The 17,723-nt window shown below is 64.4% G+C and carries 13 protein-coding genes; 11 read left to right on the top strand and 2 right to left on the bottom strand.

What is annotated here, in order from left to right; genetic code table 11:
- Positions 1 to 3: 3 nt before the first annotated feature.
- The 8 genes from nuoK (at position 4) to FBT96_RS05695 (ending at position 10,158) form a co-directional block, all read left to right on the top strand.
- On the top strand, positions 4 to 312 hold the full coding sequence (gene nuoK, locus FBT96_RS05730) for an NADH-quinone oxidoreductase subunit NuoK (protein WP_136905372.1): 309 nt from the start codon (positions 4 to 6) through the stop codon (positions 310 to 312).
- Between the two features lie 4 nt (positions 313 to 316).
- Positions 317 to 2,470 (top strand): NADH-quinone oxidoreductase subunit L, encoded by a 2,154-nt coding sequence (nuoL, locus tag FBT96_RS05725; protein ID WP_136905371.1) that lies wholly within the window; start codon positions 317 to 319, stop codon positions 2,468 to 2,470.
- Positions 2,470 to 4,008 (top strand): NADH-quinone oxidoreductase subunit M, encoded by a 1,539-nt coding sequence (locus FBT96_RS05720; protein WP_136905370.1) that lies wholly within the window; start codon positions 2,470 to 2,472, stop codon positions 4,006 to 4,008. Before nuoL ends, FBT96_RS05720 begins: the two co-directional genes overlap by 1 nt.
- A 12-nt stretch (positions 4,009 to 4,020) precedes the next feature.
- Complete coding sequence (gene nuoN, locus FBT96_RS05715; RefSeq protein WP_136905369.1) at positions 4,021 to 5,457, top strand: NADH-quinone oxidoreductase subunit NuoN; 1,437 nt, start codon at positions 4,021 to 4,023, stop codon at positions 5,455 to 5,457.
- A 31-nt stretch (positions 5,458 to 5,488) separates the two neighbouring features.
- Positions 5,489 to 6,217, top strand: a complete 729-nt coding sequence (locus tag FBT96_RS05710) for a biotin--[acetyl-CoA-carboxylase] ligase (protein ID WP_136905368.1) — start codon at positions 5,489 to 5,491, stop codon at positions 6,215 to 6,217.
- Between the two features lie 8 nt (positions 6,218 to 6,225).
- Complete coding sequence (locus tag FBT96_RS05705; RefSeq protein WP_136905367.1) at positions 6,226 to 7,002, top strand: type III pantothenate kinase; 777 nt, start codon at positions 6,226 to 6,228, stop codon at positions 7,000 to 7,002.
- A gap of 47 nt (positions 7,003 to 7,049) precedes the next feature.
- Positions 7,050 to 8,675, top strand: a complete 1,626-nt coding sequence (locus tag FBT96_RS05700; protein WP_169583249.1) for a ribonuclease J — start codon at positions 7,050 to 7,052, stop codon at positions 8,673 to 8,675.
- 196 nt (positions 8,676 to 8,871) lie between these two features.
- Complete coding sequence (locus FBT96_RS05695) at positions 8,872 to 10,158, top strand: DUF3422 family protein (RefSeq protein ID WP_136905365.1); 1,287 nt, start codon at positions 8,872 to 8,874, stop codon at positions 10,156 to 10,158.
- A gap of 45 nt (positions 10,159 to 10,203) precedes the next feature.
- On the opposite strand, the gene ilvN is transcribed toward FBT96_RS05695, so the two are convergent.
- Together ilvN and FBT96_RS05685 are read right to left on the bottom strand one after the other, a co-directional pair.
- On the bottom strand, positions 10,204 to 10,764 hold the full coding sequence (gene ilvN / locus FBT96_RS05690) for an acetolactate synthase small subunit (protein ID WP_013067266.1): 561 nt from the start codon (positions 10,762 to 10,764) through the stop codon (positions 10,204 to 10,206).
- Positions 10,765 to 10,839: 75 nt separating this feature from the next.
- Entirely contained in the window at positions 10,840 to 12,585 is a 1,746-nt protein-coding gene (locus tag FBT96_RS05685; RefSeq protein ID WP_136905364.1) for an acetolactate synthase 3 large subunit, read from the bottom strand.
- A gap of 610 nt (positions 12,586 to 13,195) precedes the next feature.
- Between FBT96_RS05685 and FBT96_RS05680 the strand changes: the two genes are divergently transcribed.
- The 3 genes from FBT96_RS05680 (at position 13,196) to FBT96_RS05670 (ending at position 17,673) form a co-directional block, all read left to right on the top strand.
- On the top strand, positions 13,196 to 13,768 hold the full coding sequence (locus FBT96_RS05680; protein ID WP_136905363.1) for a TRAP transporter small permease subunit: 573 nt from the start codon (positions 13,196 to 13,198) through the stop codon (positions 13,766 to 13,768).
- A gap of 2 nt (positions 13,769 to 13,770) precedes the next feature.
- The gene (locus FBT96_RS05675) at positions 13,771 to 15,597 is read left to right on the top strand and encodes a TRAP transporter large permease (RefSeq protein ID WP_136905442.1); all 1,827 of its coding nucleotides are present in this window, start codon (positions 13,771 to 13,773) and stop codon (positions 15,595 to 15,597) included.
- A 432-nt stretch (positions 15,598 to 16,029) separates the two neighbouring features.
- Positions 16,030 to 17,673, top strand: a complete 1,644-nt coding sequence (locus tag FBT96_RS05670) for a long-chain fatty acid--CoA ligase (RefSeq protein WP_136905362.1) — start codon at positions 16,030 to 16,032, stop codon at positions 17,671 to 17,673.
- Positions 17,674 to 17,723: the final 50 nt, after the last annotated feature.

The raw sequence follows: 17,723 nt of genomic DNA, 5'->3' as shown, positions 1-17,723 counted from the left end.
GCGATGACGATCGGATTGGAACATTATCTTGCAGTGGCGGCGATCCTGTTCGTCACCGGCATTTTCGGCATCTTCGTCAACCGCAAGAACGTCATCGTCATTCTGATGTCGATCGAACTGATGCTTCTGGCCGTGAATATCAACTTCGTCGCCTTCTCGACGCATCTTGGCGACCTTGTCGGACAGGTCTTCACCATGTTCGTGCTGACCGTCGCCGCCGCCGAGGCCGCGATCGGTCTGGCGATCCTGGTGGTCTTCTTCCGCAACCGCGGCACCATCGCCGTCGAAGACGTCAACGTGATGAAGGGGTAAGGCCATGGCCACGATCATCCTGCTTGCGCCACTCCTTGGCGCCCTGATCGGCGGCTTCGGCTGGCGGCTGATCACGGAAAAGGGGGCGCTTGTCGTCACCACCGGCCTTTTGTTCCTGTCCTGCGCGCTGAGCTGGTACGTCTTTCTGACGCTTCCGGCCGAGACGCAGCATGTGCATCTGCTCGACTGGATCCGCTCGGGCACGCTCGATACCGCCTGGGGGATCCGGCTCGACCGGCTGACCGCGATCATGCTGATCGTCGTCACCACGGTCTCGGCGCTCGTGCACCTCTATTCCTGGGGCTACATGGCCCATGACGAGAACTGGACCCATCACGAGAGCTACAAGGCGCGGTTCTTCGCCTATCTGTCGTTCTTCACCTTCGCCATGCTGATGCTGGTGACCTCCGACAACCTGGTGCAGATGTTCTTCGGCTGGGAAGGGGTGGGGGTCGCCTCCTATCTGCTGATCGGTTTTTACTACAAGAAACCCTCGGCCAATGCCGCGGCGATCAAGGCCTTTGTCGTCAACCGCGTCGGCGATTTCGGCTTTGCGCTGGGGATCATGGGGCTGTTTTTCCTGACCGACAGCATCGACATGGACGTGATCTTTGCTTCGGCCCCCGAGCTGGCCAAGACGCAACTGCACTTCCTGTCGTGGGAGTTCAACGCCGCCAACCTGATCGCCGTGCTTCTGTTCATCGGCGCGATGGGGAAATCGGCGCAGCTGTTCCTGCACACCTGGCTTCCGGATGCGATGGAAGGCCCGACCCCGGTGTCGGCGCTGATCCACGCCGCGACGATGGTGACCGCCGGGGTGTTCCTGGTGTGCCGGATGTCGCCGCTCTTTGAATATGCGCCGGAAGCCAAGATGATGGTCGTCTATGTCGGCGCCGTCACCGCGTTCTTTGCCGCGACCGTCGGCCTTGTGCAAAACGACATCAAGCGCGTGATCGCCTATTCGACCTGTTCGCAGCTGGGCTACATGTTCGTGGCTGCCGGCTCGGGCGTCTATTCGGTCGCGATGTTCCACCTGCTGACGCATGCCTTCTTCAAGGCGATGCTGTTCCTGGGCGCCGGGTCTGTCATCCATGCGATGCACCACGAACAGGACATGCGCAATTACGGCGGCCTGCGCAAAAAGATCCCCTTCACCTTCGCGATCATGATGATCGGCACCCTCGCCATCACCGGCGTCGGCATCCCGTTCCTCTCGATCGGCGGCGTGCCGGTGGGCTTTGCGGGCTATCTGTCGAAAGACGCGATCATCGAAAGCGCCTTTGCCTCGGGCAACGGTTTCGCCTTCTACGTGCTGGTCGCGGCGGCGGGGATGACCTCGTTCTATTCCTGGCGGCTGATCTTCCTCACCTTCTACGGCGAGGCGCGGGGCGATCATCACAAGCATGACCATGCCCATGAAAGCCCGACGGTGATGCTGGCGCCGCTGGCGGTGCTGGCGGTGGGCTCGGTGCTGGCCGGGATGGTCTGGTATCACAGCTTCTTCGGCGACAAGGTGGCCAGCTTCTTCAACCTGCCTGCCGCGGCGCACGGGGCGGAACATGGCACCGAACACGCGACCGAAGGGCACGCGACCGAGGGCCATGGCTCCGAAGCCGCGATGACGGCCGAGGCGGCGCATGAAGCCGCGATGGCGGGCACGATGGCGATGGCGGAACCCGCGGCGGAGCATGCGGTGGCGAAAGCCCCGCAGGGCGCGATCTTCATGGCCGAGACGAACCATGTGATCCACGATGCCCATGCCGTGCCCGACTGGGTGAAGCTTTCGCCCTTCGGCGCGATGGTCACCGGCTTCTTCTTCGCCTGGCTCTACTACATCGGCGACAAGCCGCTGCCGGGCCGGACGGCACGGGCGCTGCCGGGGCTTTACCGCTTCCTGCTCAACAAGTGGTATTTCGACGAGCTGTTCGATCTGCTCTTCGTGAACCCGGCCAAATCGCTTGGTCGCAAACTGTGGAAGGGCGGCGATGGCGCCGTCATCGACGGGGCGATCAACGGGCTCGCGCTTGGCTGGATCCCGTTCTTCACCCGCGTCGCGGGGCGGATCCAGTCGGGTTATCTCTTCCACTATGCGTTTGCGATGGTGCTGGGCATCGTTGCACTGATGTTCTGGGTCGTGCGGACCGGGGGAATGAACTGATGCAAAACCTCCTCTCCATCATCACCTTCCTGCCGCTGGCCGCGGCGGCGGTGCTTGCCGTGGTCAGCCGCGGCTCAGGTCCGGCGGCCGACCGCAATGCGAAATGGGTGGCGCTGAGCGCGACCGTGGTGACCTTCCTTGTCTCGCTTTTGCTGCTGGCGGGCTTCGATCCGCAAAACCCGGGCATGCAGTTCGTCGAGGACCGGGCCTGGATCATGGGCCTGCATTACAAGCTGGGCGTGGACGGCATCTCGATCCTGTTCGTGATGCTGACCACCTTCCTGATGCCGCTCACCATCGCCAGCGCCTGGCATGTGGAAACGCGCGTCAAGGAATACATGATCGCCTTCCTCGTCCTGGAAGCGCTGATGATCGGCGTCTTCGTGGCGCTGGATCTGGTGCTGTTCTACCTCTTCTTCGAGGCGGGGCTCATTCCGATGTTCCTGATCATCGGGATCTGGGGCGGCAAGGAGCGCATCTACGCGGCCTTCAAGTTCTTCCTGTATACCTTCCTCGGCTCGGTGCTGATGCTGGTCGCGATGGTGGCGATGTATATGATGGCGGGCACCACCGACATCGTGACGCTGATGACCTTCGACTTCCCGCATGCGGATCTGCCGTTCCTGGGGTGGTGGAGCCTGACGGGCGGGGTGCAGACGCTGCTCTTCCTGGCGTTCTTCGCCTCGTTTGCGGTGAAGATGCCGATGTGGCCGGTGCACACCTGGTTGCCCGATGCCCACGTGCAGGCGCCCACTGCGGGCTCGGTCGTGCTGGCCGCGGTTCTGCTGAAGATGGGCGGCTACGGCTTCCTGCGCTTCTCGCTGCCGATGTTCCCGGTGGGGGCAGAGACGATGACCACCTTCGTCTTCATCCTCTCGGCCGTGGCCATCGTCTACACCTCGCTGGTGGCGCTGGCCCAGGAAGACATGAAGAAGCTGATCGCCTATTCGTCGGTCGCCCACATGGGCTATGTGACGATGGGGATTTTCGCGGCGAACCAGCAGGGCGTCGATGGCGCGATCTTCCAGATGCTCAGCCACGGCTTCATCTCGGGGGCCTTGTTCCTGTGCGTCGGCGTGATCTATGACCGCATGCACACAAGGGAAATCGCCGCCTATGGCGGTCTGGTGAACCGGATGCCCGCTTACGCGCTGATCTTCATGTTCTTCACCATGGCGAACGTCGGGCTGCCGGGCACCAGCGGATTCGTCGGCGAATTCCTGACGCTGCTCGGCATCTTCCAGGTCAACACCTGGGTGGCGCTCTTTGCGACCTCGGGGGTGATCCTGTCGGCGGCCTATGCGCTGTGGCTTTACCGCCGCGTGGTCTTTGGCGAGCTGGTCAAGGAAAGCCTGAAGACGATTTCCGACATGACGACCCGCGAAAAGGCGATCTTCGCGCCGCTTGTCGCGATGACGCTGATCCTGGGCGTCTACCCCAGCCTTGTGACCGATCTGATCGGGCCTTCGGTGGCCCATCTTGTCCAGAATTACCACGCCGACCTCGGCACCGTCGCGCATGCGACCGCGGGCAACTGAGGAGAAAGACCCATGACAAAAGCGGAATTCTCTCTCGTCCTGCCCGAGGTGTTGCTGGCCCTTTATGCGATGGGGGTGCTGCTCTTCGGCGTCTGGACCGGCAAGGACAGGGTGGCGAAACCCATCCTCTGGGCCTCGGCCGTCACCATGCTGGCGCTGGCTCTGATCATCGGGATGGGCTCGGGCACGCAAACGGCCTTTGGCGGGCTCTTCATCGCCGATGATTTCGCGCGCTTCGCGAAAGTGGTGATCCTGGTCTCGGCCGCGGCCGTGCTGGCGATGAGTGCGGATTACATGGGCCGTCGCGGATTGCTGCGGTTCGAATATCCGATCCTGATCGTGCTCGCCGTCGTCGGCATGATGATGATGGTTTCGGCGGGCGATCTGATGTCGCTTTACATCGGGCTCGAACTGCAGTCGCTGGCGCTTTACGTCGTCGCGGCGCTGCGCCGGGACTCGGCGGTGTCGTCGGAAGCCGGTCTGAAATACTTCGTGCTGGGGTCGCTGTCGTCCGGTCTGCTGCTCTACGGCGCCTCGCTGGTGTACGGCTTCGCGGGCACCACCACGTTCTCGGGCATCATCACCGTGGTCGAGCAAGGCCACCTGCCGATCGGTCTGCTGTTCGGTCTGGTGTTCCTGCTCGCGGGCCTTGCCTTCAAGGTCTCGGCCGTGCCCTTCCACATGTGGACGCCCGACGTCTATCAAGGCTCGCCGACGCCGGTCACCGCCTTCTTTGCCACTGCGCCGAAACTGGCCGCGATGGCGCTGATCGCGCGGGTCGTGCATGACGCCTTCGGGCAGGTGCCGGGCGAATGGGGGCAGATCCTGGCCGCGCTGGCGCTGGCCTCGATGTATCTGGGCGCCATCGCCGGGATCGGGCAGCGCGACATCAAGCGGCTGATGGCCTATTCCTCGATCTCGCACATGGGCTTTGGCCTGCTGGGGCTGGCGGCGGGCACCGCGGCGGGCGTGGAATCGATGCTGATCTACATGACGATCTACACCGTGATGAACGTCGGCACCTTCGCCTTCATCCTGTCGATGGAGCGTGACGGCAAACCCGTCACCGAAATCGCCGCGCTGAACATGCTGTCGAAAACCGATCCGGTGAAGGCCTTCGCGCTCTTGGTGCTGCTCTTCTCGCTGGCGGGCGTGCCGCCGATGCTGGGCTTCTTCGCCAAATTCGCGGTGATCAAGGCGGCGATCGGGGCGGGGTTCGTCTGGGTGCCGGTGGCGGCGGTCGTGGCCTCGGTGATCGGCGCCTTCTACTACCTACGCATCGTCTATTTCATGTATTTCGGCGAAAAATCCGCGCCGTTGGATGGCCGGATGCCGGTCTTGCAATTCGCCTTCCTGGTGCTGGCGGCGGGGGCGATGCTGGGCGGTGCGATCAACATGGCGGGCGTCGAGGGCGCGGCGCAGGCCGCGGCAGCCTCCCTTGTCAACTGATCCCGACTGGCCGGGAGACTGGCCGGAGGGCGTGGCCCGCCACGTCCTTGCGCAGACCGACACGACGATGGCCGAAGCGGCCCGGCTGGCCCCGCATCTTGCGGGGCCTGCTTGGGTTTTCGCGCATCGGCAAACCGCGGGCCGGGGCAGGCGCGGCCGCGACTGGCTGATGCCCTCGGGCAATTTCGCCGCCACGCTGGTCTTTCGCCCCGCCGTCACCCCCGCCACCGCGGCGCTTTATTCCTTTGTCGCGGCGCTCGCGCTCGAGGCCGCGCTGACCGAGGTCATGGGCCCCGGACCCGTCACCGCGATCAAATGGCCCAATGACGTGCTGCTGAACGGCGGCAAGATCGCCGGGATCTTGCTGGAAAGCGTCGGCACCGGCGGGCAGATCAGCCATCTTGCGGTGGGCATCGGCGTCAATCTGGCCGCCGCCCCGCCCGCCGCGGCGCTGGAACCGGGCGCTGTCGCCCCGGTGTCGCTGGTGGGAGAGACCGGGCTGAAAATCGACCCGCTCGACTTCCTGCCGCCGCTGGCGCGCGGCTTCGCGCATTATGCCGCAACCTTCGAGCGCTACGGTTTCGCCCCCATTCGCGCGGCATGGCTTGCCCGCGCCGCCAGGATCGGGCAAAGGATCACCGCCCGCACCGGCACGGAAACCTTGACGGGCACCTTCGAGACGATCGACGACACCGGCGCGCTGATCCTTGTGACCGGCCCGGAACGGCGGGCGATCTCGGCGGCGGATATCTTCTTTTAGGGGCGCCCATGCTTTTGTGCATCGACTGCGGTAACACCAACACCGTGTTTTCGGTCTGGGACGGGGCGGATTTCGCCGCCACCTGGCGCATCGCCACCGACCACCGCCGCACCGCCGACGAATATTTCGTCTGGCTGAACACGCTGATGCAGCTCAAGGGCCTGCAGGGCAGGATTTCCGCGGCGATCATCTCCTCGACCGCGCCGCGGGTGGTGTTCAACCTGCGCGTTCTGTGCAACCGCTATTTCGACTGCCGCCCGCTGGTCGTCGGCAAGCCGGGCTGCGAGCTGCCGGTCGCGCCGCGGGTCGATCTGGGCACCACGGTCGGGCCGGACCGGCTGGTGAACACGGTGGCGGGCTATGACCGCCATGGCGGCGATCTGATCGTCGTCGATTTCGGCACCGCCACCACCTTTGACGTCGTGGCCCCCGATGGCGCCTATATCGGCGGGGTGATCGCGCCCGGGGTGAACCTCAGCCTCGAGGCGCTGCATATGGCGGCAGCGGCCCTGCCGCATGTCGATGTCACGAAACCGCAAGGCGTGATCGGCACGAATACGGTGGCCTGCATCCAATCCGGGGTGTATTGGGGCTATATCGGCCTTGTCGAAGGCATCGTGCGGCAGATCCGGATGGAACGCGACCGTCCGATGAAGGTGATTGCCACCGGGGGTCTTGCCTCGCTCTTCGATCTGGGCTTCGATCTGTTCGACAAGGTCGAGGATGACCTGACCATGCATGGTCTGCGTCTGATCTTCGATTACAACAAGGGACTTGGGGCGTGAGCGAGCGACTGATCTACCTTCCTTTGGGCGGTGCCGGCGAAGTCGGGATGAATGCCTATGTCTATGGCTACGGACCCGAGGGCAAGGAGCGGCTGATCGTCGTCGATCTGGGCGTGACCTTTCCCGACATGGACGGCTCGCCCGGGGTCGATCTGATCATGGCCGACACGGCCTGGCTCGAGGCCAACGTCAACCGCATCGACGCGATCTTCCTGACCCACGGCCATGAAGATCACATCGGCGCCATGCCGCATCTGTGGCCGAAGCTGCGCGCGCCGGTCTTTGCCCGCCGCTTCACCGCCGCGCTGGTCGCGATGAAGATGGAGGAGGCGGGCCTCGCCTCGGACATGATCCGCGTCGTCGAGCCGCGCCCGAAGGCGGTCGATATCGGCCCGTTCCGGGTGCAATTCGTCCCCGTGAGCCATTCGATCCCGGAAAGCTCGGCGCTCATCATCGACACGCCCGCGGGCCGCGTCGTGCATACGGGCGATTTCAAGCTCGACGGCAATCCGGTGGTGGGCGAGCCCTTCGACCCGCTCGAATGGCACGAGATCGCCAACGAGGGCGCGGGCATCAAGGTTCTGTGCTGCGATTCGACGAACGTCTTCACGCATAATCCGGGGCGCTCGGAATCGACGCTGGTGGCGCCGCTGCGCGACTTCATCGCGGCGCAAAAGGGGATGGTGGTCACGACCACCTTCGCCTCGAACGTGGCGCGGCTGAAGACGCTGGCCGAAGCCGGTCGGGCCGCGGGGCGGTCTGTCTGTCTTCTGGGCCGGGCCATGCGCAAGATGGTGCAGGTTGCCGAAGATGCGAATGTTCTCAAGGGTTTCCCCGGCACGATCCAGCCCGAGGAAGCGGTCGATGTGCCGCGCCAGAACCTGATGCTGATCGTCACCGGCTCGCAAGGCGAACGCCGCGCGGCGACGGCGCAGCTGAGCCGCGGCAAATATCTGGGCCTCTCGATGAAAGAGGGGGATACGTTCCTGTTTTCCTCGAAGATCATCCCGGGCAATGAACGCGGCGTGTTCAAGATCATCAACGCCTTTTCCGAAATGGGCGTCGATGTGGTCGATGACCGGGGCGGGCTTTACCACGTCTCGGGGCATGCCAACCGCCCCGATCTGGATGCGGTGCATGACCTTTTGCGGCCGCAGATCCTCATTCCGATGCATGGCGAGCACCGCCACCTGCGCGAACATGCGAAGATCGCGCAGTCGAAGGGCATCGCCACCGAGGTCGCGACGAACGGCACGATGCTGGATCTGACCGGCCCGGCGCCGAAAGTCGTCGAATATATCGAGACCGGGCGGCTTTATCTGGATGGCACGGTGCTGATCGGGGCGCTTGACGGGGTGGTGCGCGAACGCATCCGCATGGCGCTGAACGGCCATGTGCTGATCACCGTGATCATCGACGAGGACGACGTGCCGCTGGGTGATGCCTGGGTCGAACTGATGGGCCTGCCCGAGCGCGGCAAGTCGGGCGGCGACATGATGAAGATCATCGAGGACGAGCTGTCGGCCTTCCTTGAATCCGCCCCGGACAAGGTCGTGCGCGATGATGACAAGCTGGACGAGGCGCTGCGCCGGATCGCCCGGCAGGTCGCCATGGAAGAGATCGGCAAGAAGCCCGAGGTGACGGTCGTCGTCTCGCGGTTGATGGCCGACTGAGGCTTTCCTGCCTCGGATGCACGCGGGCCTCGGCTTTGCCGGGGCCTTTGCATCTGTCGCCTTCGCTGTTGCAGCAATGCCCGTATGCGCCGGTATGCCGCAAAGCTTCGTGAATTCCGCCTCTTCCGTTCTTGCGCCGTCCCCGTGCAGACTTATCTCGACGCCAAAGAACAAGACATCAGCCAAAGGCTTTGCCATGACGCCCATCGACGACCATCCGCTGCGCTATGCGCTGGTGAACGAGCTGCACGCCCGTCCCTTTCCCTCGGTCTGCGCGCCAGCCCATGTCGTCTATCTTGCGATCAAGGAACCCTTCGACGCCGCCAACCGTGATCGCGCCAAGGATCACACGCATCTGTGCGATCTTCTGACCCGCTACGGCGCCGCGATCCCGCCCGAGGATGTCACGCATTATTCGGGCGAGATCGGCCGGCACACGCTGAAATGGGACAGCCACACCGAATTCACCACCTTTCTGGCCTATGCGCCCGGGGTTTCGACGCGGCCCTTCGATCCGGCCGAGGCCGAAGTCTTTCCCTCCGACTGGATACAGTCGGCGCCGGGGCGGCGGCTGGCGGCGGTGTCGATCCGGATCGAGGATCTGCCCGAGGATACCGAAGCGATCCTGCCGCTGATCGACAGCTGGTTCGTGCCCGAAAGCCTTGTCTGCACCTGGGTGCTGGAGGAAACCGCGGTGATCGCCACCGATTTCCGCATCGACTCGGCCGGGCAGATGCGCTTTGCGGTTTTTGCCAAGCCCGGCACGGGGCAGGGGCGCGTGGGCCGGATCGTGCAGCGGATCTGCGAGATGGAGACTTATCGCGCGATGTCGATGCTGGGCCTTGGCCGGGCGCGGGCGCTGACGCAGACGCTGAACGCGCTGGATCCCGAGCTGACCAATCTGGTCGCGCTGATGAACGACGACGCCCATCCGGCCGAGGACACGCTGCACCGTCTGCTCGAGGTCTCGACCGAGCTGGAAAGCCTGGCGGTGACGAACACGTTCCGGTTTTCGGCCACCGCGGCTTACGAGGCGATCGTGAACGAGCGGGTCGAGGTGCTGCGCGAAAGCCGGTTTCACGGGCGGCAGAAGTTTTCGGAATTCATGAACCGCCGCTATGATCCGGCGATGCGGACGGTGAAATCGGCCGAGGTGCGGCTGAATGCGATGGTCGAACGTGCGGCGCGGGCGGGCGAGCTGTTGCGCACCCGGGTCGATGTGGCGCGGCAGGCGCAGAACCAGAAGCTTCTGGAAAGCATGGACCGGCGCTCGGATCTGCAGCTGCGGCTGCAACGCACGGTCGAGGGGCTCTCGGTGGTGGCGATCAGCTATTATGCCGTCAGCCTGGCGGCCTATGCGGTCTATCCGATCGCCAAGGAAATCGGCATCAGCAAGGAAATGGCGGTGGCCGGGCTGACGCCCCTGGTCGTCGCGGTGGTCTGGCTGGCGCTGCGCCGGATCAGGAACGGCGTCGGGCATTGAAAAGGGGGCCCGCAAGGCCCCCTGATCCTGTTCCGGATCGCTTGTTCAGACGCCCCGCGCCAACGCGGCGACGCCCGTGCGCGCCACATCGACCAGACCGAGCGGCCGCATCAGCTCGGCAAAGGCGTCGATCTTTTCCGAGGTGCCGGTGATCTCGAAGATGAAGCTTTCGAGCGTGCTATCGACCACCGAGGCGCGGAAGATATCGGCCAGACGCAAAGATTCCACCCGCTTTTCGCCGGTCGCCGTGACCTTGAACAGCGCCAGTTCCCGCTCCACCGCCTTTGCCTCGGTGGTCAGGTCGTGAACCTCGTGCACCGGCACGATCCGGCCCAGCTGGGCGCGGATCTGCTCGATCACCGCTTCGGTGCCGCGGGTGACGATGGTGATGCGGCTCCGGTGCCCCTTGTGGTCGATTTCCGCCACGGTGAGGCTGTCGATGTTGTAGCCGCGCCCGGAAAACAGCCCGATCACGCGGGCTAGAACCCCCGGTTCGTTCTCGACGATGACGGCCAAGGTGTGGCTGCGTTCGACATCCGAATGAAAGTCGCGCAGGTCATAGGCGGAGTGGCTCGACGAGCCTTTCTTGATGTTCAGAGCGGCCATTGCCCTCTCCCTTCCGAATATCTTTCATCTTGCCGGAAATATCCCGGGGGTCCGGGGGCAGAGCCCCCGGTGCTCTCACACCAGCGCGGCGCCGCCGCGGAAGGCCTCGGCATCGGCCGACAGCAACATCTCGTTGTGCGGCTTGCCCGAGGGGATCATCGGGAAGCAGTTCTCGTGCTTCTCGACCAGGCAATCGAACAGCACCGGGCCGTCATGCTCGATCATTTCCATGATCGCATCGTCCAGCTCCTTCGGATCGCGGCACAGGATGCCCTTCCAGCCGAAGCTCTCGGCCAGTTTCACGAAATCGGGCAGGCTTTCCGACCAGCTTTGCGAATAGCGCCCGCCATGCAGCAGATCCTGCCATTGCCGCACCATCCCCAGTCGCTCGTTGTTCAGGATGAACTGCTTGACCGGCGTGCGGAACTGCGTCGCCGTGCCCATTTCCTGCATGTTCATCAACCAACTGGCCTCACCGGCGATGTTGATGACAAGCGCATCCGGATGCGCGATCTGCACCCCGATCGAGGCCGGGAAACCATAGCCCATCGTCCCCAAACCGCCCGAGGTCATCCAGCGGTTCGGCGCCTCGAAGCCCAGATATTGCGCCGCCCACATCTGATGCTGGCCGACTTCCGTGGTGATGTAGCGGTTGCGCCCCCTGGTCAGGGCTTCCAGCCGCTCCAGCGCATGCTGCGGTTTGATGATCGCGTCGGAATTGGTGTAGTTCAGGCAGCGCACCTTCTTCCAGTCGTCGATCTTGCCCCACCATTTCGCCAGGCCTTCCTTGTTGACCTTGCGCCCGCGCGCCTTCCAGACCTTGAGCAGGTCTTCGAGCACATGGCCGATATCGCCGACGATCGGCAGATCGACGCTGACGATCTTGTTGATCGACGACGCGTCGATATCGACATGCGCCTTGGTCGAATGCGGCGAGAAATCGGCGACGCGCCCGGTGATGCGGTCATCGAACCGAGCCCCGAGGTTGATCATCAGATCGCAGCCGTGCATCGCCAGATTGGCCTCGTAAAGCCCGTGCATGCCGAGCATGCCGAGCCAGCCCTTGCCCGAGGCCGGATAGGCGCCCAGCCCCATCAGCGTCGAGGTGATCGGAAAGCCCGTCGCATCGACCAGCTCGCGCAAGAGCTGCGACGCCCCGGGGCCCGAGTTGATCACCCCGCCGCCGGTGTAAAAGATCGGCCGTTCCGCCTTTTCGATCAGCTCGACCAGCCTGGTGATCGCCTCGATGTCGCCCTTCACCTTGGGCTGATAGTGATCGACGCGGGCGAGCTTCGGTCCGGTATACTGGCCGGTGGCGAATTGCACGTCTTTCGGCAGGTCGATCAGGACCGGGCCGGGCCGCCCCGAGGTGGCGACATGGAAGGCCTGATGGATGGTTTCGCTCAGCTTCGCGGGGTCCTTCACCAGCCAGTTGTGCTTGGTGCAGGGGCGGGTGATGCCGATCGTGTCGGCCTCCTGAAAGCCGTCGGTGCCGATCATGAAGGTGGGCACCTGACCCGAGAAGACGACAAGCGGAATGCTGTCCATCAGCGCGTCGGTCAGCCCGGTCACCGCATTCGTCGCGCCCGGGCCCGAGGTCACCAGCACCACGCCCGGCTTGCCGGTCGAGCGGGCATAGCCCTCGGCCATGTGCACCGCGGCCTGTTCATGCCGCACCAGGATGTGGCGGATGTCGTTTTGCTGAAAGATCGCGTCATAGATCGGAAGGACGGCGCCGCCCGGGTATCCGAAGATCGTATCGACCCCCTGATCCTTCAGCGCCTGCACCACCATCTCCGCGCCGGTCATCTGCCGCGACATCTTTTCCGTCCTTTCCGGGGGCATCCCACCCCGCCCGTTTCTCAACAAAAAGCCCCCGCTGGTCTGGCGAGGGCGCATGGGAACCATCATGGTCGACCGTCACCGGCCCATGCGTCCATCCTTCCCTACGACAAGAAGCGAGAGCATCGCTGATCCTTTCCCAATACTCGGGGCGGACATTAGGGGGCGATCGGAACAGCGTCAACGGCAAATCCGTGAATATAATGTCGCGGTCTGGCCAAAAAGCGTTCCGAAAGTTGCGCAAACCGGCAAGTCGGGCGACATTTCCGGAAAATTGCCTGCGGTTCGGGCCCGGTTCGGGCGGCGCAAGGGCGTATTTGGACCAAGAAGAAACCCCGTGCCGAGTCGGTTCCGGCGCGGTTTCACGTGCCGGTTGCAAAGGCCGCGGGCGGCGCCTTTTCGCTTTTCTTCATTTGGTCAAATCTCTATCCTTGCGCCCATTCGGACCGTCGCCTCGCCGAACTTCCGCGGGATTGGTAAGATAATCGGACCGGAAGGGGCCGTTTTTCTTGATTTTCGCCCCGCAACCCGGCAAGGAAGGCCGCAGCCCCTTCGGGGGCCAAGGGAAATAAGGGAAGGGGAGGAGACGATGGGCGCTTTGCTTGCCCTCGCACGGGTCATAGACCGTATCAACGAATTCATCGGCAAATCGGTGTCCTGGCTCATTCTGGTGGCGGTGCTGGTCTCGGCCACCAATGCGGCCATCCGCAAGATCTTCGACATCTCGTCGAACGCCTGGCTGGAAGCGCAATGGTATCTGTTCGGCGCCGCCTTCCTGCTGGCCGCGGCTTATACGCTGAAACAGAACGAACATATCCGCATCGACATCGTCTATGGCGCCTTCTCGCGCCGGGTGCAGCACTGGATCGACCTGTTCGGCCATGTCTTCTTCCTGATGCCCTTCATCGTGCTGATGATCTGGCTGATGTTCCCTTGGCTGTCGATGTCGATCCGCTCGGGCGAGGTGTCGACGAACTCGGGCGGGCTGATCATCTGGCCGGCGAAATCGCTTTTGATGATCGGCTTTGCGCTGCTCTTCGCGCAGGGCTTGTCCGAGATCATCAAGAAGATCGGCGTGATGATGGGGCTGATCCCGGATCCGCATACCTTCACCGGCCACCATGGCGCGGCCGAGGCCTTTGTTGAAGAGGACGGCATCTGATGCTGATGGAACTCATCGCGCAGAACATGGCGCCGATCATGTTCGTTTCGCTGATCGTCTTTCTGCTGCTGGGCTATCCGGTGGCGTTTTCGCTGGCGGCGAACGGGCTTGTCTTCTTCATCATCGGGGTCGAGCTGGCGCCGCTTTCGGGCGGCTCGATCAACCTGGACTGGCCGCTGCTGAATGCGATGCCCGAAAGGTTCTGGGGGGTCTTGTCGAACGAGACATTGCTCGCCATTCCCTTCTTCACCTTCATGGGGATCTTGCTGGAAAAATCCGGCATGGCCGAGGATCTGCTCGACACGATCGGCCAGCTCTTCGGGCCGATCCGCGGCGGGCTGGCCTATGCGGTGATCCTGGTCGGCGCGCTTTTGGCGGCGACGACCGGCGTCGTCGCGGCCTCGGTGATCGCGATGGGGCTGATCTCGCTGCCGATCATGCTGCGCTACGGCTATGACCGGCGCATCGCCTCGGGCGTCATCGCGGCTTCGGGCACCTTGGCGCAGATCATTCCGCCGTCCCTCGTGCTGATCGTTCTGGCCGACCAGCTCGGCCGGTCGGTGGGCGACATGTACAAGGGCGCGATGATCCCGGGTCTGGTGCTGACCGGGCTTTACATGGTCTATGTGCTGGTGATGTCGATCCTGCGGCCGAATTCCATGCCCGCGCTGCCGAAAGAGGCGCGCACGCTGGGCTCTGGCGTGATGTCGTTCTTTGTCGCCATGGGCCTTGGCATCGCCGTTTTCGTGGCGGCGCAGCACTGGCTGGCGGGCACGGGCGCGGCGAAGAATGCGGGGATCCTTGCGGCCTCGATCGCGGTGATCTTCGTCTATCTGATGGCGCTGATCGACAAGGCCACCGGGCTGAACCGGATGAGCCACCTGACGCAACAGGTGATCATCGTGCTGATCCCGCCCTTGGCGCTGATCTTCCTGGTGCTGGGCACGATCTTCCTTGGCATCGCCACGCCCACCGAGGGCGGCGCGATGGGCGCGGTCGGCGCGCTGATCCTCTCGGCGGTGAAGAAGCGGCTTTCGCTGGAGGTCGTGCGCGAGGCGCTGGCCGCCACGACGCGGCTTTCGGCCTTCGTGATGTTCATCCTTTTGGGCGCGCGGGTGTTCTCGCTCACCTTCTACGGCGTGAACGGGCATATCTGGGTCGAGCATCTTCTGGTGTCGTTGCCGGGCGGCGAGACCGGGTTCCTGATCTTCGTCTCGATGCTGGTGTTCTTCCTCGCCTTCTTCCTCGATTTCTTCGAGCTGGCCTTCATCATCGTGCCGCTTCTGGTGGCGCCCGCCGAGGCGCTTGGCATCGATCTGATCTGGTTCGGGGTGATCCTGGGGGTGAACATGCAGACCTCGTTCATGCACCCGCCCTTCGGCTTTGCGCTGTTCTTCCTGCGCTCGGTGGCGCCGAAGGTGCCGTTCCTCGACAAGGTGACGGGCAAGCTGACCGAGCCGGTGAAGACCTCGCAGATCTATTGGGGGGCGGTGCCGTTTGTCTGCATCCAGATCGTGATGATCGGGGTGGTGATCGCCTTCCCGCAGCTGGTGATGCACTACAAGGGCAAGCCGGTCGATGTCTCGCATGTGACGGTCACCGTGCCGGGCGGCATCGGTGGCGGTCTGGGCGGTGGCTTGGGCGGTGGTCTGGGCCTGCCGCCGATCGGGGCGCAGCCGGGGGCGGTTCCCGCGCCGAGCGGTCTGGGCGGTCTGCCGCCGGGTCTTGGCGCGCCCGCGGGTCAGCCGGTCACGCCGCCTGCCGGGGGCGCAAGCCTTGGCATCCCGGCGCCGCTGGGTCTGGGCGGGGCGCCGATCACCGGCAACTGAGCCGGTTGGAAAGAAAAAACACGGCGGTCCCCCGGGGCCGCCGTTTTCATTTGGCCGAGGCCATCGCCGAGGCCCTGTGCGACATCGGCCCCGTGACGGCCGGGGGCCCAAAGGCCCTCGGCCAGCGCCCGCCTCGCCCTCGGCGGGCGCTTCTCGCCCGCCGGGACGGGCGCTGGCCTCTGTTACGCTTGGGGAAACGGTCCGGGCCAGACCCTGTGCACTTGCGGGCAGGGAAACGCGATGCGTTTCCTTTTCCGCCCGAACCTGCCGCATTGCAGCAAATGCCGTAACGTCAATTCTGCGCTGCGGCCTTTCGCCCGTGCGACCGCTTGACACGACCGTCTTCCGCCGTCGGAATGCACGCGAGGAGTGAAAGACCCGCGCGCAGCCCGGAGGGAGACCGCCGCAGGGTCCGTATCGAGGGAGGAACCGATGCAGAATTCGATGATGCACCTGCCGCTGGTGATCGGCTCGCTGGCCGATCATGTCGAGCGGTTTCACACCGCGACCGAGGTGGTCTCGGTCGAGACCACGGGCGAGGTGACCCACACCAGCTGGGGCGCGGTGATCGGCAATGCCCGGCGTCTGGCCTCGGCGCTGGAGATGCATGGCGTCATGCCGGGCGACCGCTGCGGCACCATCGCCTGGAACACGCGCCGCCATCTGGAGATCTATTTCGGCGTCTCGGGCGGCGGCATGGTCTGCCACACGCTGAACCCGCGCCTTGCGGCCGAGCAGCTGGTCTATATCGTCAACGACGCCCGCGACCGGGTGCTGTTCATCGACCGCGGTTTCGTGCCGACCATCGCCGGGCTGATCGGGCAGATGCCCACCGTGAAGATGGTGGTGATGATGGGCGCGCGCGACGAGGCGCTGGCCGCGCAGCTCGATGGCATGCTGTTTTACGACGAGCTGATCGCGCAGGGCGATACCGCCTTCCAATGGCCGCAGATCGCGGAAACCGAGCCCTCGTCGCTGTGCTACACTTCGGGGACGACGGGGCATCCGAAGGGCGTGCTTTACACCCATCGCTCGACGCTTCTGCACACGCTGGCGGGCAATTCGCCCGACGGGCTGGCGCTGTCGGCGCGCGACACGGTGATGCCCGCGGTACCGATGTTCCATGTCAACGCCTGGGGCGTGCCCTATATCGCCGCGGCGGTGGGGGCGAAGCTGGTGCTGCCCGGCCCGAAGCTTGACGGCGAAAGCCTGGCGCGGCTGATCGCGGCCGAGCGGGTGAGCCTTGCGCTTGGCGTGCCGACGGTCTGGCTGGGCTTGCTGCAGGGGCTTGAAGCCACCGGGGCGGATGTGTCCTGCCTGAAACGCGCGATGGTGGGGGGCACTGCGCTGCCGCCCTCGATGATCGCGGAATTCCGCGACCGGTACGGCGTTGATCTGGTGCATCTGTGGGGGATGACGGAAACGAGCCCCTTGGGCACGGTGAACCAGCTGTTGCAAAAACACCTCGCCCTGCCGCCCGAGGACCAGGCCGAGCGCCGTCTGTCGCAGGGGCGCCCGCCCTATGGCGTGCAGCTGCGGCTGGTGGACAGCGCGGGCCATGTGCTGCCGCATGACGGGGTGACGCAGGGCGAGTTGCAGATCCGCGGCCACTGGATCGTCGATACCTATTACAACAAGGACCGCTCGGCGCTGACCTTTGACGGCTGGTTCGACACCGGCGATATCGCCACGATCGACCCGGATGGCTACATGGTGATCCGGGATCGGTCCAAGGACATCATCAAGTCGGGCGGCGAATGGATTTCCACGGTCGAGCTGGAAAACATCGCGATTGCCCATCCCGCGGTGGCCAATGCCGCCGCCATCGCCGCGCGGCATCCGAAATGGGACGAACGCCCGGTGGTGATCGTGCAGCGCCATCTGCGCATGGAGGTGACGGAGGAGGAGATCCTGGCCTGCTACAAGGGCAAGGTGCCGAACTGGCAGATCCCGGACCGGGTGCTGTTCATCGACAACCTGCCCCTGGGCGCCACCGGCAAGGTGGTCAAGGCGCGGCTGCGCGAGCTTTACGGCGAGGTGCTGATGCCCGAGCTGGCGGAAGCCGAACCGGCCTGAGCGCGGGCGGGCGGGTCTGCGCACCCGCCCCCCTTGCCCGGGACGCGCGG

It is taken from the genome of Rhodobacter capsulatus, from assembly GCF_005144475.1.
Classification (GTDB): Bacteria; Pseudomonadota; Alphaproteobacteria; order Rhodobacterales; family Rhodobacteraceae; genus Rhodobacter; species Rhodobacter capsulatus_C.
Note: the sequence above shows the minus strand (reverse complement) of the source record. Positions and strands in the feature narration are given on the sequence as shown.